The following is a 13,830-nucleotide window of genomic DNA, read 5'->3' as shown; positions in this document are numbered from 1 at the left end:
TTTTTCTATTTCGGCAGGTGGCTGAACTTGATTTGCGGGTGAGAAAGCGAATAGTTTCCGCAACCTTTCCGCCTCCAAAGGAGCCTCCCATGAACGCCATCGTCGAACAGCTGAAAAGCACCGCTGATGCCACCAAGGCAACCGATATCCGTGCCGCCTTCGCCGCCGATTCGCAGCGCTTTTCGCGCTTTTCCGTCGCGCTTGACGACCTGCTGATGGATTTTTCCAAGACCGCGGTGAATGACGACATCCTCAAGCTCTTGGTGAAGCTCGCCGAAGAAGGCGGTGTCGAAAAGAAGCGCGAGGAAATGTTCTCCGGCAAGGCGATCAACTTCACCGAGGATCGCGCCGTTCTGCACACCGCATTGCGCAACCGTTCCAACACGCCGGTTCTGGTCGACGGCAAGGACGTCATGCCCGACGTCAATGCAGTGCTTGCCGCCATGGGCAAGTTTGCCGACGACGTCCGCTCCGGCACGCTCAAGGGTGCGACCGGCAAGGCGATCACTGATGTCATCAATATCGGCATCGGCGGCTCGGACCTTGGCCCTGTCATGGCAACGCTGGCGCTTGCCCCCTTCCATGACGGTCCGCGCGCGCATTTCGTCTCCAACATCGACGGCGCCCATATCGCCGACATCCTGAAGCTGGTACAGCCGGAAACGACGCTGTTCATCGTTGCCTCGAAGACCTTCACCACCGTCGAGACGATGACCAATGCGCAGACGGCGCGCAACTTCATCGCCAAGGCGCTCGGCGAAGCCGCCGTACAGCACCACTTCGCCGCCGTCTCGACGGCGCTCGACAAGGTCGCCGCCTTCGGCATCGACAGCGCCCGCGTCTTCGGCTTCTGGGACTGGGTCGGCGGCCGTTACTCGATCTGGTCGGCGATCGGCCTGCCGCTGATGATCGCCGTCGGGCCTGAGAATTTCGGCAGATTCCTCGACGGCGCCCATGCCGTCGACAATCATTTCCGTAAGGCACCGATTACCGAAAACCTGCCGATGCTGCTCGGCCTGATCGGCTTCTACCATCGCAACGTGCTCGGCTACCCCACCCGCGCCATCCTGCCCTACGACCAGCGCCTGTCGCGTTTCCCGGCCTATCTGCAGCAGCTCGACATGGAATCGAACGGCAAGGGCGTCACCATCGACGGCACGCCGGTCGAAGGCAATTCCGGCCCGGTCGTCTGGGGCGAACCCGGCACCAACGGCCAGCACGCCTTCTACCAGCTCATCCATCAGGGCACGAGCATCATCCCGGCCGAATTCATGATCGCCGCCAACGCCTTCGAGCCGAAACTGCGGCACCAGCACCAGTTGCTGATCTCGAACGTTCTCGCCCAGTCGGAAGCGCTGATGAAGGGGCGCACCTTCGCAGAAGCCAAGAAGCAGCTGACCGACAAGGGCATGGACGACAAAAAGGCCGATTTCATCGCGCCGCACCGCGTCTTTACCGGCAACCGCCCATCGATCACCTTCGTCTACGACAAGCTGACGCCTTATGCGCTCGGCCGCCTGATCGCGCTTTACGAACATCGCGTCTTCGTCGAAGGCGTGCTCTTCCGTATCAACTCCTTCGACCAGTGGGGAGTCGAGCTCGGCAAGGAACTGGCGACGGGCCTGCTGCCGGTCGTCGAAGGCAAGGAAAGTGCGGCATCGCACGACTCCTCGACGCAGGGCCTGGTTGCGGCGTTGGCGAAGCTTGCGAAGTAAGCGATCGAGATTGCCCCTCACCCTAGCCCTCTCCCCGTTCTGACGGGGAGAGGGGACGTGCCCTGCGAAAGGCGAGTGAGGAACGGAGAGGTCACGGCATATTCCCTCCTCCCCGTCAGGACGGGGAGAAGGTGCCGGCAGGCGGATGAGGGGCTGACGCTGGCTCCACCTTACAAACCAATCTCACGCGCCAGGGCGGATTGGCGACAACATCGACATTGCCGCCGCAATGGCGAACTGATGGCGGTCGGCCTGGTGCATCCCTGTTGATGGGGCCTATGGTGCGAAACCGGATTGAACGTTCTTCTAATGGAAAACTTTAGAAATAATTCTTTCAATCCGCCGCAATCGCCCTAGATTCAAGCAAAATCTGTGCGGAAAATGCTCCGATCGTTGTTCTTGTTGGCATCTGCACCGGGCCGCTCGCGTCCGGGTCGGCTCTGTCGATGTCGGCGCCTTCACCGCATGGGGTCCCTGCCCAAGTTCGGGAGATGCCTCAAAACGCTCGTCACACAGCGTTTTCATGGCCCATCTTCACCAAAGGAAGCTCATGAGCCGTCTTGTTGTCGTTTCCAATCGTGTTCCCATGCCGGCCAAAGATGGGAGCGCCGCTGCCGGCGGCCTGGCCGTCGCGCTGCAGGCAGCCCTGCAGGAACGTGGCGGCATCTGGATGGGATGGTCGGGAGAATCGAGCGGGGACAGGGAACCTGGCCCGTTGTCGCAACTGCAGAAGGGCAACATCACCTATGCGCTGACCGATCTCACCGACACCGACGTCGAGGAGTATTATCGCGGCTTCGCAAACCGCGTTCTCTGGCCCATCTGCCATTATCGCCTGGACCTCGCCGAATATGGCCGTAAGGAAATGGCCGGCTATTTCCGCGTCAACCGCTTCTTCGCACACAGGTTGGCGCCGATGATCGAGCCGGACGACATCATCTGGGTTCATGATTACCACCTCATTCCGCTGGCGGCCGAACTCCGCCAAATGGGGCTGAAGAACCGGATCGGCTTCTTCCTGCACATTCCCTGGCCGCCGGCCGACATTCTGGTCACGATGCCCGTCCATGAGGAAATCATGCGCGGCCTCTCGCATTACGATCTCGTCGGCTTCCAGACCGATTACGACCTCCAGAACTTTGCCGGCTATCTCAGAAGGGAGGGAATTGGCGACGACCTCGGAAATGGATTGTTCGATTCCCATGGGCGGATATTCAAGGCCGGCGCCTATCCGATCGGGATCGAAACTGCTGGTTTCGCCGAGTTCGCCGAGAGAGCCGCAAACAACATCATGGTACAGAAGACCCGGCGCAGCGTTGAAGGCCGGGACATGATCATCGGGGTCGACCGCCTCGATTATTCGAAGGGCATCATTCAACGGCTGGAAGCGTTCGAAACCTTCCTCACCAGCAATCCTGCCTACCAGAACAAGGTCACCTATCTGCAGGTCACGCCGAAATCGCGATCGGAAGTTCCCGAATACGAGCATATGCAGAAGATGGTCGCCGAACAGGCAGGCCGCGTCAACGGCGCCATCGGAACGGTCGACTGGGTGCCGATCCGCTATGTCAACCGATCGATCAGCCGCAACGTGCTTGCCGGCCTCTACCGGCTGGCGACGATCGGGTTGGTCACGCCATTGCGCGACGGCATGAATCTCGTCGCCAAGGAATATGTCGCCGCCCAGGATCCCGATCGCCCGGGCGTATTGGTGCTATCGCGCTTCGCCGGCGCGGCTCGCGAGTTGAAGGGTGCGCTGCTGGTCAATCCTTACGATGTCGAAGGCACTGCCAATGCCATCGCCAAGGGCCTTGCCATGTCGCTGGGGGAGCGCCGCGACCGCTGGAGCATGATGATGGAGCATCTGCTGTCTCACGACGTCTCACTTTGGTGCAAAAACTTCTTGCGGGATCTGGTGCCTGCTCCCGAGCTTCGCTCGGAGCGTGACCCCGGATAGTCTCCTGATCGATCGGCATCGACCCGGCCTCGCGCATCTGACCCCTCGGGCCGACCCGACTTTCGGATTCCCGAGGAGAGAAGAGGGAATCGAGACGTTGCCGCGTATCTCTTCTCCCCTCGGGGAGAAGGTGCCGGCAGGCGGATGAGGGGGCCGCACGGCACAATCCCTCATCCAAAACCCATCCCGAAATGCCATGTCCCAACGCCCTGAACACGGTCGGACGTTTCCAGCGCGGCCGAACCCCGCAGGAGCGTTGTTAAGACCGGCTTCGCCGGCCCCCTCATCCGCCCTACGGGCACCTTCTCCCCGCTGGGGAGAAGGGGAAATCGAGAGGTTGCGGCTTAAGCCTTAAAGCCCAATCTCGCGCGCCCAGGGTGGGTTGGCGCCGGCGCGGGAGACGGTGACGGCGGCGGCTTTGGCGCCGAGGGTCAGGGCGTTGCGCAGCGCCTGCTCATCCAGCGAAGCGACTTGGCGCTTGGTCAGCAGATTATCCATCTTCAGCGACGCCAGGATGCCGGCATCGAAGGTATCGCCGGCACCGACCGTGTCGACGACGGTGACGCGCTCGCTCGGCACCGTTACCTTGCGATCCCTGGTATAACCGGAGGCGCCTTCCGCGCCCTTGGTGATGACGACGAGCTTGGCACCGTGGTTCAGCCAATGGGCGGCGAGCGCATCATGGTCGCCCTGCAGGCCGAACCATTCGAGATCCTCGTCGGAGAATTTGACGACGTCGGCTTTCGCGGCCATCCGCTTGATGCGGGCCATATGCGACGGCTTGTCCTTGATGAAACCGGGACGGATATTCGGATCGAGCGAGATGACGCGGCTTGCAGCTTCCCGGTCGAGCAGCGCTTCGTAGGTTTCGCCGCAGGGGCTGGGGATCAGGCTGATCGCGCCGAAATGCAGCGCTTCGCAATCATCGCCGAGATCCGGCAGGTCGGCCGTGGTGATCATCCGGCCGGCGGTGCCCTCGTCGTAGAAGGCATAGGTCGCCTGGCCGTTCACCAGCTTGACGAAGGCGATGGTCGAGGGACGCGGCGTGATGGCGCACGGGCTGTAATCGACATTGCTCGCCTTCAGCGTCTCCAACAGGATTTCGCCCATCATGTCATCGGCAATGCCGGTGAAAAAGGCGGTGGGGATGCCGAGCCGGCCGAGCGCGATCGCGGTGTTGAAGATCGCGCCGCCGGCATAGGGCGCAAAGCCCTTTTCGCCGAAGGTCGTCTCCCTCGGCAGCATGTCGATCAAGGCTTCGCCGCAGCACAAAATCATCGTATTCCTCCCAACAGGACTTGCACGTTCATCAACTGATTAAGCGAGCTTTTGTCAACCGGCTAGAGCGAAAGCTCACTAACCCCACCATTTCTTCCCGACCAGGCCAGCGGCGCATCGAGGAAGGCCTCGACTTCCGACAGCGTCGTGTCGTCGAAGAGCTTCTGCTCCCTGGCGACGGCCAGAACATTACGCCAGGTGGCGATGTGATGCAGCCTGACCTTGCCATCGGCAAAGCGCTCCTCGCCAAATATGCCGTAGAAGAAAAGCGCTATGCCGTGATCGACGATGCCGCCGGCGGCACGGATGGCATCGATGAACTTAAACATGCTGCCGCCTGCTGTCGTCAGGTCTTCGATGACCAGCACCCTCGACCCTTCCGGCATGTTGCCTTCGATCTGGGCATTGCGTCCGTGGCCCTTCGGCTGCTTGCGGACATAGACCATCGGCAGGCCGAGGCGGTCGGCCAGCAGGGCGGCGAAGGGAATGCCGGCAGTCTCGCCGCCGGCGATGCAATCGAACTGCTCGAAGCCGGCATCGCGCAGCAGGGTGCTGGCGGCGAAATCCATCACCGTCGAACGGATGCGCGGGAAGGAGAGCAGCTTGCGGCAATCGATATAAACAGGGCTCGCCATGCCGGAAGAGAGTTTATAGGGCTGGGCGGCATTGAAATGCACCGCCTTGATCTCCCAAAGCATCTTGGCCAGCAATTCGGCCATCACGTCGCGGTCGGGAAATGTGGTCTGGATCATGCGGCTCTCCTTCGGCTTGGATCCCTGCGGGAATAGCAGCAAGAGCCCGCCGTTTCCAGACGAAAGGCGGGCTATTGCTGCAGCAGGCGGCCGATATCAACGATCTGCATCTTCTTGAACAGAGCGACTGCCTGAGCGCCCTCCTCCGCATCCAGCGACACGGCATAACGCACGGCGGCAGCAAGCAGCTGCATCGTCAGCCGCGCGATCGCGAGCAGTTCCTTCCGGTCGCGATCCGGCCATAGGCGGATAAGGACCGCGAGAAATGCCTGGGCATGGAATTCCATGTCCTCGGCATCGACCTGTTGCAGCAGCTTGTCGGTATGCGTCGCATGCCAGATGTCGCGCATGACGGGCTCGCGGCGGAAGAAGGCGTAATATTCGTCGACGATATTGGCGAGTGCGCCCTGCAGGGCCGCAGCGTCGGTCACCTTCGCCAGTTCCTCTTCGACGCACCGCCTGCCCTCTTCGTTGAAGCGCTCAGCCAATGTGCGGATGATTGAGGTCTTGTCCGGGAAATATTGGTAGAGGGCGCCGAAGGAGAGACCGGCTTTCTCGACAATCTCGCTCATCTTCAGGCCGTCGCTGCCATGGCTCTCGATCAACTGCGAGGCAACGGCGAGGATCTTTTCGAAGCGCTCGCGGCCGCGCTGCTGGCTGGGGATGCGGCGCAGCTGGCCGGTGGACTCCTGCTGACGCCTGCGCGTCGCGACCGGCTGTTCCGACATGCTTTCTCCTTTTCCACGTTGACAAACAAAATAAGAGACATTATCTCATTTTGCAAATGAGAGAGTTTCTCTTGTTTTCAAAGTTTGGGAGGAGTTTTGACATGCAGACTTCCGAAATCGTCCTCGTCGGTGGATCGGGAAAGACCGGCGGCCGCATCATCAAACGCCTTGAAGAGTGCGGCCTCACCGTCCGCGCCGCATCGCGCTCCAGCGCACGGCCGTTCGACTGGGAGGACAGGTCGACCTGGCGCGGTGCGCTTGAGGGCGCATCGAGCGCCTATGTCGCCTTCCAGCCGGATCTTGCCGTCGCCTGGGCGGCGGAAGCGATCGAAGCGCTCGCCAAGGTCGCTGGGGAATGCGGTCTTGAGCATATCGTGCTGCTCTCGGGCCGCGGCGAAGAGGGCGCGCAGCGGAGCGAAGCGGCGCTGAAAGCGTCCGGCATAAACACCACCATCCTGCGCGCCTCCTGGTTCTGCCAGAATTTCAGCGAGGGCGCCTTCCTGGAGCAGATCCTGAGCGGCCGCCTGCAATTGCCGGCGGGCGAGATCAGCGAACCTTTCATCGATGCCGACGACATTGCCGATGCCGCCGTCGCCGCCTTGATCGATCCCGGCCATCGCAACAGGACTTACGAACTGACCGGCCCGCGGGCACTGACATTCCGCCAGGCGGTCGCCGAGATCGCTCAGGCCACCGGGCGGCCGATCGAATACGAGCAGGTGTCGATGGCGGATTTCACCGGCGGGCTTGCGGATGCCGGCCTGCCGCAGGGCCTGATCGATCTTCTGGAGGAGCTTTTCGGACAGGTACTCGATGGGCGCAATTCCAACGTGACGGGCGGCGTCGCCGAAATTCTCGGCCGTCCCGCCACCGATTTCAGCCAATATGCCCGCCGGACCGCGGCAACCGGACTATGGAGCGCCTGACCATGCAGATCATTCTCATCCTCTCCCTCGTGGCGGCAGCGATCGGCAGCGGCCTCGTCGCCGGCATCTTCTTCGCCTTCTCGACCTTCATCATGACCGCCTTCTCGCGGATTCCGGCGGAACAAGGCATCGCGGCGATGAACTCGATCAACGTGACGATCGTCCGCTCGCCCTTCATGGGCCTCTTCGTGCCGACGGCAATCCTCTGCATCGTCATAGCCGTGCTCGCCCTGATCGACTGGCGCGGCGGGGCATCCTTTCTGATGCTGGCCGGAGCAGCCCTCTACATCTTCGCCGCCTTTCTCTCGACCATCATCTTCAACGTGCCAATGAACGATGCGCTGGCAAAGGCCGGCGGCAACGGGACGGAAGCGGTTCAGCTCTGGACCACCTATCTCAGGAACTGGACGTGGTGGAACCATGTGCGGACCATCGCCTCGCTGCTTGCCTCGGTGGCCTTAGTGCGGGCGTTGATGATCGTCTGAGGAAGGCGGAGGCATTCAAGGAGCAGCGTGGCGGCGTGTCCTTCGAGGCGATCCTGCGGATCGCGCCTTGGATGAGGCAAATTGGAGGGCGCAGCTTCGCTCCCGGTTCGGTCACCGGCTCCGGAAAGCGCGCCAGGCTGAGATCACCGCGAGCAGCAAGAACAAGCCTGCCAAACCAGCCCACAGAGAACCGCCTTGCGTCAGGTTGTCACCGTCGGGAGTGAGGCAGCTGGATAAGGCTTGCGATATGCAATCTCGGAACTTCCAGTACCTTTCATAGAATAACCATCCGAAGACAATCGACAGAAGCGCTAAAATCAGCACCGAAACATATTTCATCTGGTTCCCCATCCTACCGACCAGGACTCATTTCCATTGAAACAACATCGATGGTGTGACTGTAAGTTCCAAGGACGGAGATGCAAGCGCCGACATCCAAGGGAGCGTGATCCTTAGTTTGTCGTAAAAAGAACTCCGCGACCTCTTAGACGCAGCCAAAATGGTTTTTGCTGCCCTGACCGTACCCCGCTTGAAGCTGCCAGCCGAAATGTGTCACAGAGTGATTGATAGGTTTCCATGCAAAGAGCGGTATGTTGTCCATGGGGTCGAAGGAAGAGAATGTCGAATGGCCGCTCGGCAAACCGGGCGGGATCCTTCTGGCAATGTTGTTTTTGCCGACTGTAGTTGCCATTTTCGTCCAGAGATCCGGCTTTAACTTTCTGCCGTCAAACGAGTGGATTTCCAAGACCGCCCTTCCTGCTCTCGCCGTCGGCGTGGTCTCTGCGGCATTGCCGTTCTGGCTTATTTTGAGGAGCAGGCACGACGGCGTAAAGAAAGGTTTCGGCCTGCTAGGCGCTCCGGTTGCTGGTTATTTCCTCGGAAAGCATCTCGTCGTCATCGCTGTGCCGATGCTATTCGCCGTGATCGCTGGCCATCAGGTAGAGCTTTCCTTCACCGTCGTCGACGCACATGAATGGGGCGACTCAAAATGTCGGACACCGGTTCAGGTCGAAGGGGTTCCGATGTTATTCGACGAAATTTGCCGTGTCCCTGATGACATCAGGAGAGAACTTGGGCCGCTACACCGGATCGCCGTTTCGGGCAGAGGCACCAGTCGAGGTGTCTTTGTGGAAAGTCTGCGCCGGATAGATTGAACAAACGTCACTGCCGCAACACCTCTCCGACCGTGGGGTGTACGACGAGACGACAGTCCGGGATCAAGACGCCGTGCGCGGACGCCTCAGAGTGCAACGGCGGTCTTGTTGGTCGCCCAGGCACTGAAGCTCTTTAGCGGCAGGTCTGCACACGGTCGCGGCTTCCAACTTTCGAACTGCCTCCGGCTTTGTCACCCATAAGCCAAGCTGCGCTGACTACGTCTGTTCGCAAAAGGCGATGCGGTTGCTGAAGGGGTCGGTGACGGTCATCTCCAGCCCCCACGGCGCTTCCTCGACGCCGGGTTTCATGTAGCGGTAGTCCTTGCCTGAGAGTTCGGCGTGATAGGCCCGCACGTTGGCGACGCGGACGAAGGCCTTGGCGCCGGGGCTGGCGTCGCCGGAATGTTCGCTGAGGTGCAGCGCCATGCCGTCGCGCGAGACCTGGCAATAGAGCGGGAAGTTTTCACCGAAGCGGTGCTCCCAATCGAGATGGAAGCCGAGGAAGCCGCAATAGAACTCCATGGCCTTTTCGACCGAGAAGATGCGGAAGATCGGCATCGGCGGTTCGATGCCGATCGCGGAGCGGGAGGTGCCTGCCTCCTCTATCTTTGCCGAGAGGATATTCCATTGGTCGAGCCCGAACTGCCGGGCGACGATTTCGAGCGTCTCGCTGTGGGTCAGCGAAATATCGCGGTCGGCAAGCGCCTGCCGCAATGTCTTTGCCATGAGCTTGGCGTCGCGAAAATCGCGCATGATGTCATCCTTCCGTTGGCGGCAAACAGGAAGATCAGTGCCCGCGTCTGCTGACCCGTTCGCCATCGATCGCCAAACGGCAAGGGATGTGAAGGATGTTGTCTGGATGCATTCACCATAACGCTAAGCGTCGCGGGGCGGCTGGCCGCATCCGGCCCAGGGCGATATTATGAGAGGGTTTTATCAGGAATCAAGACGCCGTGCGCGTTGCCTCGACGGGAACCGCCTTGAGATAGCTGGCAAGTTCGACCCGGTTGCGGCCGGCGCGCTTGGCGACGTAGAGCGCCTTGTCGGCGGCACTCAGCATGGTGTCGAAATCCAAGCTCTTCGACCGGCCGGGGGCGACGCCGACGCTGACCGTGCATGTCAGCACCTCGTCGTCGATATGGATCTCGCGCGCCTCGAACGCCCGGCGGATGCGCTCGGCCGTCAGTTCTGCCCGGCCAGGCATGATCTCCTTCAGCACCAGTACGAATTCCTCGCCGCCGAGCCGGGCAGCGGTGTCGCCGCTACGGCAATGGGCCGAAAGTTCGCCGGCGAAGATATTGAGCACGCGGTCGCCGGCGGCATGGCCGAAGCGGTCGTTGACGGATTTGAAATGGTCAATATCGAAGACGATAACGGCGGTGGTCGTGCCCATCGGACGGGCGCCATATTGGTCGAAGAGGGCGCGGCGGTTGAGCAGGCCGGTCAGCGGATCGGTGATCGCATCGAGACGATGGCGGGCGGCAAGCCGCCATTGATGCAGCGCCAGCGACAGCGCACCGATCCCGGTCATGCCGGCGATGCAGACGGCAAGACTCAGATCTTCGGCCCAGTTGCTGGGGGCTTTGCCGATCACGAGCTTGCCGTCTGATATCAGCACGGCGGCGCAGAGAACGAAGGAGATCGCCGTCAACGTATAAAGCGCTGTGATGCCGAGGAGCGGCGCCGGTGCTTCGGCACGGGCGAGCCAATATTGCCGGGCGGTGGCAAAAAGCAAAAGGGCGATGGCGAGGTTGTCGGCGATGAAAGCCAGGCCGTCATAGCCCGACAGCATCGGCACGACGGAGAAGACCATCGCCGCAAGCGCGCGGATCGCGATGGCGAGGAGAGACACCCGGCCGGTGAGGAATTGTTTGCCTGCGCCCCAGATGGTGGCAAAACCGGCATGGAACAGCACGAAATTGGCGACGCCCAACCATTTCTCCGGTGTCGTCACATAGGCGCTGTAGACGAAAATGCCGCTGACGACGAGGACCAGGCCGACGGTGGCTGTCAACAGCACGGTTTCCGCCCGGCGGACAAGCCAGCTGCCCATCAGCGTCACCGCAAGGCAGGCCGCCGAAACGCCGAGCGCCAGCAAGAGGGAGTTATAGTCAAGCATCATGCTTTTCAGCCTCCGCGACTGCAGCCGCGCCGGATGATGTCGGCAGCTCATGGGGTCGGTGCTGAGGAATGTCTTATGCATCCGTTAACAAATGATGCACTGCACAATACAAATGTTACGCGTTTAACGTTACGCCGGGATTTAGGATAAAAAATCTATTTAAAATTGAAATCCGGAAGCTTACGCCTGCTGGACCACCTGCCAGTGCAGGGGAAACATCGGATCGAACACCGTCACCGGCCCGGCGCCGGTTTCTATCTTGGCGGGAAAGATGATCGGGTCGGCCTGCCGTGATAGGGTGATGCGCTCCTCGTTCGGCTGAAGCCCGTACCAGGCTGGCCCGTTCAGCGACACGAAGGCTTCGAGCCGCTCTAGGGCGCCCTCCTCCTCGAAGACATGGGCAAGGCAGCTCATCGTATTGACCGAGGTGTAGATGCCGGCGCAGCCGCAGGCGCATTCCTTCAGCGGGTCGACATGCGGGGCCGAATCCGTACCGAGGAAGAAGCGCGGGTCGCCGCTGACGGCCGCGGCACGCAAGGCCAGCCGGTGGTTTTCGCGCTTGGCGACCGGCAGGCAATAATAATGCGGGCGGATGCCGCCGACGAGGATGGCGTTGCGGTTGATGATCAGATGGTGGGTGGTGATCGAGCCGGCGAGATTGCCCTTGGCCGCCTTGATGTAATCGACACCATCTGATGTCGTCACATGCTCCATTGTCACCTTCAGCTCCGGCAGGCGCTGCCGCAGCGGGTCGAGCACGGTCTCGATGAAGACGGCCTCGCGGTCGAAGATATCGACGTCAGGCGTCGTCACCTCGCCATGGACGCAGAGCGGCAGGCCGATCTTTGCCATGCGCTCCAGCACCGGCATCGCCTTCTCCATGTCGCGGACGCCGCCATGCGAATTGGTCGTGGCGCCGGCGGGATAAAGCTTGACGGCGGTGATGAGGCCGCTGTTCTTCCCCTCCTCCACGTCATCGGGGCGGGTATGTTCGGTGAGATAAAGCGTCATCAGCGGCTGGAAACGATGGCCGTCCGGCAAGGCCTTGAGGATACGCTCACGATAGGCCTTGGCGTCGGCTGACGTGACGACCGGCGGCACGAGATTGGGCATGATGATGGCGCGGGCGAAAGTGCGGCTCGTATCGGCGATCACGCCCTCCAGCATGGCGCCGTCGCGCAGATGCAGGTGCCAGTCATCAGGACGGCGGATGGTGATCGATTGCATGGCAGGCCTCCGAAGCGATGCGTCTGCGGCCTCGATAGCACTATCTTTTACATGAAAACAATCGCCGCGGCATCACGCCAGCGCGATCTCCAGCGTCACATCGGCCGGGCGGCGGTTTTCGAGGATCAGCCGGCCGTTCGGCAGGTCATTGCCGTAGACCTTGGCGCTGGCGGCCTCCTCGGTCAGGTTATAACCGCGCCAGCGGGCCCAGAGCCGCTCCTCCAGCACCTCGATCGGCGGCGCCAGCATGATCGAAAAGTCGAAGACGCCTTCGAGTTCGGCCCATTTGCCGAGCGAAAAAAGCAGATAATTGCCCTCGACGATGATGAAGCGGTGATCGGGGGAAACAGGGCGGGCCGACGCAATGGCGAGTTCACGCGAGCGGTCGAAGACCGGCACCAGAACCTCCTGATCGGCCAGCCGGACGGCGCGGATGATATCGAGGAAACCGCGAACATCGAAAGTCTCGGGGATCCCCTTGCGCGCCAGCAGGCCGCGTTCGATCAGGATGGCGTTGTCCATGTGGAAACCATCCATCGGCAGAACTTCGGCACTTTCGCCCCTGGCCTTCAGCGCTTCCGCCAGATTGTCGGCCATGGTCGATTTTCCGGCGCCCGGCGGTCCGGCGATGGCGACCAGGAAACGTCTGGAATGGCCGGCGCGGTCAAGCACCTCGCCGGCGATTTCATCGATACGTGCATTCATGCGGCGACGGGCTCCGTCGGCACCGCCTTGGCGCCGGTCATGAAGGCGACGGCGTCGGACATGGTGTATTCCTTCGGATCGATCACCGTCAGCCGCCGGCCGAGGCGGTGGATATGGATCCGGTCGGCCACCTCGAAGACATGCGGCATGTTGTGCGAGATCAGCACGATCGGCAGGCCGCGGGCGCGCACGTCGAGAATCAGTTCCAGCACGCGGCGGCTTTCCTTGACGCCAAGCGCTGCCGTCGGTTCGTCCATGATGATAACCTTCGAGCCGAAGGCGGCGGCGCGGGCGACCGCGACACCCTGGCGCTGACCGCCTGAGAGCGTTTCCACCGCCTGGTTGATGTTCTGGATGGTCATCAGGCCGAGTTCGGACAGCTTGTTGCGCGCCAGCTTTTCCATGGCTGGCCGGTCGAGCATGCGGAACATGGAACCGAGCACGCCCGGTTTGCGGATCTCGCGGCCGAGGAACATGTTGTCGGCGATCGACAGCGCCGGCGACAAGGCGAGATTCTGATAGACGGTCTCGATGCCAGCGTCGCGCGCCTCCATCGGCGAGCGGAACTGCACCTGCCGGCCTTCCAGTGTGATCACCCCCTCGTCCGGGGTGACGGCGCCCGATATCGCCTTGATGAGCGAGGATTTGCCGGCGCCGTTATCGCCGATGACGGCGAGGATTTCACCCGGATAGAGGTCGAAATCGGCATTGTCGAGCGCGGTCACGCGGCCATAACGCTTGACGAGACCGCGGGCGGTGAGAAGGGGTTCGCGAGCCATGA

General features: G+C 61.5%; 13 protein-coding genes. 5 read left to right on the top strand and 8 right to left on the bottom strand.

The features are described 5' to 3' along the window. Positions 1-89: 89 nt before the first annotated feature. A complete protein-coding gene (gene pgi / locus HFO71_RS07295) occupies positions 90-1,715 on the top strand; it encodes a glucose-6-phosphate isomerase (RefSeq protein WP_168256978.1) in 1,626 nt (541 codons plus the stop codon). Between the two features lie 550 nt (positions 1,716-2,265). Then, on the top strand, positions 2,266-3,672 hold the full coding sequence (otsA, locus tag HFO71_RS07290) for an alpha,alpha-trehalose-phosphate synthase (UDP-forming) (RefSeq protein WP_168256977.1): 1,407 nt from the start codon (positions 2,266-2,268) through the stop codon (positions 3,670-3,672). 351 nt (positions 3,673-4,023) lie between these two features. Here the strand turns inward: otsA and HFO71_RS07285 are convergent, their stop codons facing one another. The 3 genes from HFO71_RS07285 to HFO71_RS07275 all read right to left on the bottom strand — a co-directional run bounded on the left by HFO71_RS07285 (position 4,024) and on the right by HFO71_RS07275 (position 6,430). Continuing rightward, positions 4,024-4,950, bottom strand: coding sequence for a carbohydrate kinase family protein (locus HFO71_RS07285; RefSeq protein WP_221956116.1), 927 nt, complete (start codon positions 4,948-4,950; stop codon positions 4,024-4,026). 62 nt (positions 4,951-5,012) lie between these two features. Beyond that, complete coding sequence (locus HFO71_RS07280) at positions 5,013-5,702, bottom strand: orotate phosphoribosyltransferase (RefSeq protein WP_077977445.1); 690 nt, start codon at positions 5,700-5,702, stop codon at positions 5,013-5,015. A gap of 71 nt (positions 5,703-5,773) precedes the next feature. Then, on the bottom strand, positions 5,774-6,430 hold the full coding sequence (locus HFO71_RS07275) for a TetR/AcrR family transcriptional regulator (protein WP_131661706.1): 657 nt from the start codon (positions 6,428-6,430) through the stop codon (positions 5,774-5,776). A 101-nt stretch (positions 6,431-6,531) separates the two neighbouring features. Between HFO71_RS07275 and HFO71_RS07270 the strand changes: the two genes are divergently transcribed. The 3 genes from HFO71_RS07270 (at position 6,532) to HFO71_RS07260 (ending at position 8,995) form a co-directional block, all read left to right on the top strand. Beyond that, positions 6,532-7,356, top strand: a complete 825-nt coding sequence (locus tag HFO71_RS07270; protein WP_221987750.1) for an NmrA family NAD(P)-binding protein — start codon at positions 6,532-6,534, stop codon at positions 7,354-7,356. After that, positions 7,344-7,841 (top strand): anthrone oxygenase family protein, encoded by a 498-nt coding sequence (locus tag HFO71_RS07265; RefSeq protein WP_221956118.1) that lies wholly within the window; start codon positions 7,344-7,346, stop codon positions 7,839-7,841. Before HFO71_RS07270 ends, HFO71_RS07265 begins: the two co-directional genes overlap by 13 nt. Positions 7,842-8,440: 599 nt before the next feature. Continuing rightward, entirely contained in the window at positions 8,441-8,995 is a 555-nt protein-coding gene (locus HFO71_RS07260; RefSeq protein ID WP_221956119.1) for a hypothetical protein, read from the top strand. 216 nt (positions 8,996-9,211) lie between these two features. Here the strand turns inward: HFO71_RS07260 and HFO71_RS07255 are convergent, their stop codons facing one another. The 5 genes from HFO71_RS07255 to HFO71_RS07235 all read right to left on the bottom strand — a co-directional run bounded on the left by HFO71_RS07255 (position 9,212) and on the right by HFO71_RS07235 (position 13,828). After that, a complete protein-coding gene (locus HFO71_RS07255) occupies positions 9,212-9,748 on the bottom strand; it encodes a glyoxalase superfamily protein (RefSeq protein ID WP_017958804.1) in 537 nt (178 codons plus the stop codon). Positions 9,749-9,938: 190 nt separating this feature from the next. Further along, entirely contained in the window at positions 9,939-11,117 is a 1,179-nt protein-coding gene (locus HFO71_RS07250) for a GGDEF domain-containing protein (RefSeq protein WP_221956120.1), read from the bottom strand. Between the two features lie 180 nt (positions 11,118-11,297). Further along, on the bottom strand, positions 11,298-12,344 hold the full coding sequence (pyrC, locus tag HFO71_RS07245; RefSeq protein WP_221964092.1) for a dihydroorotase: 1,047 nt from the start codon (positions 12,342-12,344) through the stop codon (positions 11,298-11,300). Between the two features lie 72 nt (positions 12,345-12,416). Then, on the bottom strand, positions 12,417-13,049 hold the full coding sequence (locus tag HFO71_RS07240; protein WP_163881620.1) for a nucleoside triphosphate hydrolase: 633 nt from the start codon (positions 13,047-13,049) through the stop codon (positions 12,417-12,419). Continuing rightward, positions 13,046-13,828: an ATP-binding cassette domain-containing protein gene (locus tag HFO71_RS07235; protein ID WP_003556145.1), complete on the bottom strand. Its 783-nt coding sequence runs from the start codon at positions 13,826-13,828 to the stop codon at positions 13,046-13,048. The genes HFO71_RS07240 and HFO71_RS07235 overlap by 4 nt, the downstream gene beginning before the upstream one ends. Positions 13,829-13,830 lie beyond the last annotated feature (2 nt).

It is taken from the genome of Rhizobium laguerreae (assembly GCF_019778565.1).
In the GTDB taxonomy this organism is placed as follows: domain Bacteria; phylum Pseudomonadota; class Alphaproteobacteria; order Rhizobiales; family Rhizobiaceae; genus Rhizobium; species Rhizobium laguerreae.
Note: the sequence above shows the minus strand (reverse complement) of the source record. Positions and strands in the feature narration are given on the sequence as shown.

What these genes read in the sequence shown, in the direction of transcription:
- pgi (WP_168256978.1), top strand. Translation starts at nt 90, where the DNA reads ATGAACGCCATCGTCGAACAGCTGAAAAGCACCGCTGATGCCACCAAG.
- otsA (WP_168256977.1), top strand. Translation starts at nt 2,266, where the DNA reads ATGAGCCGTCTTGTTGTCGTTTCCAATCGTGTTCCCATGCCGGCCAAA.
- HFO71_RS07285 (WP_221956116.1), bottom strand. Translation starts at nt 4,950, where the DNA reads ATGATTTTGTGCTGCGGCGAAGCCTTGATCGACATGCTGCCGAGGGAG.
- HFO71_RS07280 (WP_077977445.1), bottom strand. Translation starts at nt 5,702, where the DNA reads ATGATCCAGACCACATTTCCCGACCGCGACGTGATGGCCGAATTGCTG.
- HFO71_RS07275 (WP_131661706.1), bottom strand. Translation starts at nt 6,430, where the DNA reads ATGTCGGAACAGCCGGTCGCGACGCGCAGGCGTCAGCAGGAGTCCACC.
- HFO71_RS07270 (WP_221987750.1), top strand. Translation starts at nt 6,532, where the DNA reads ATGCAGACTTCCGAAATCGTCCTCGTCGGTGGATCGGGAAAGACCGGC.
- HFO71_RS07265 (WP_221956118.1), top strand. Translation starts at nt 7,344, where the DNA reads ATGGAGCGCCTGACCATGCAGATCATTCTCATCCTCTCCCTCGTGGCG.
- HFO71_RS07260 (WP_221956119.1), top strand. Translation starts at nt 8,441, where the DNA reads ATGGGGTCGAAGGAAGAGAATGTCGAATGGCCGCTCGGCAAACCGGGC.
- HFO71_RS07255 (WP_017958804.1), bottom strand. Translation starts at nt 9,748, where the DNA reads ATGCGCGATTTTCGCGACGCCAAGCTCATGGCAAAGACATTGCGGCAG.
- HFO71_RS07250 (WP_221956120.1), bottom strand. Translation starts at nt 11,117, where the DNA reads ATGATGCTTGACTATAACTCCCTCTTGCTGGCGCTCGGCGTTTCGGCG.
- pyrC (WP_221964092.1), bottom strand. Translation starts at nt 12,344, where the DNA reads ATGCAATCGATCACCATCCGCCGTCCTGATGACTGGCACCTGCATCTG.
- HFO71_RS07240 (WP_163881620.1), bottom strand. Translation starts at nt 13,049, where the DNA reads ATGAATGCACGTATCGATGAAATCGCCGGCGAGGTGCTTGACCGCGCC.
- HFO71_RS07235 (WP_003556145.1), bottom strand. Translation starts at nt 13,828, where the DNA reads ATGGCTCGCGAACCCCTTCTCACCGCCCGCGGTCTCGTCAAGCGTTAT.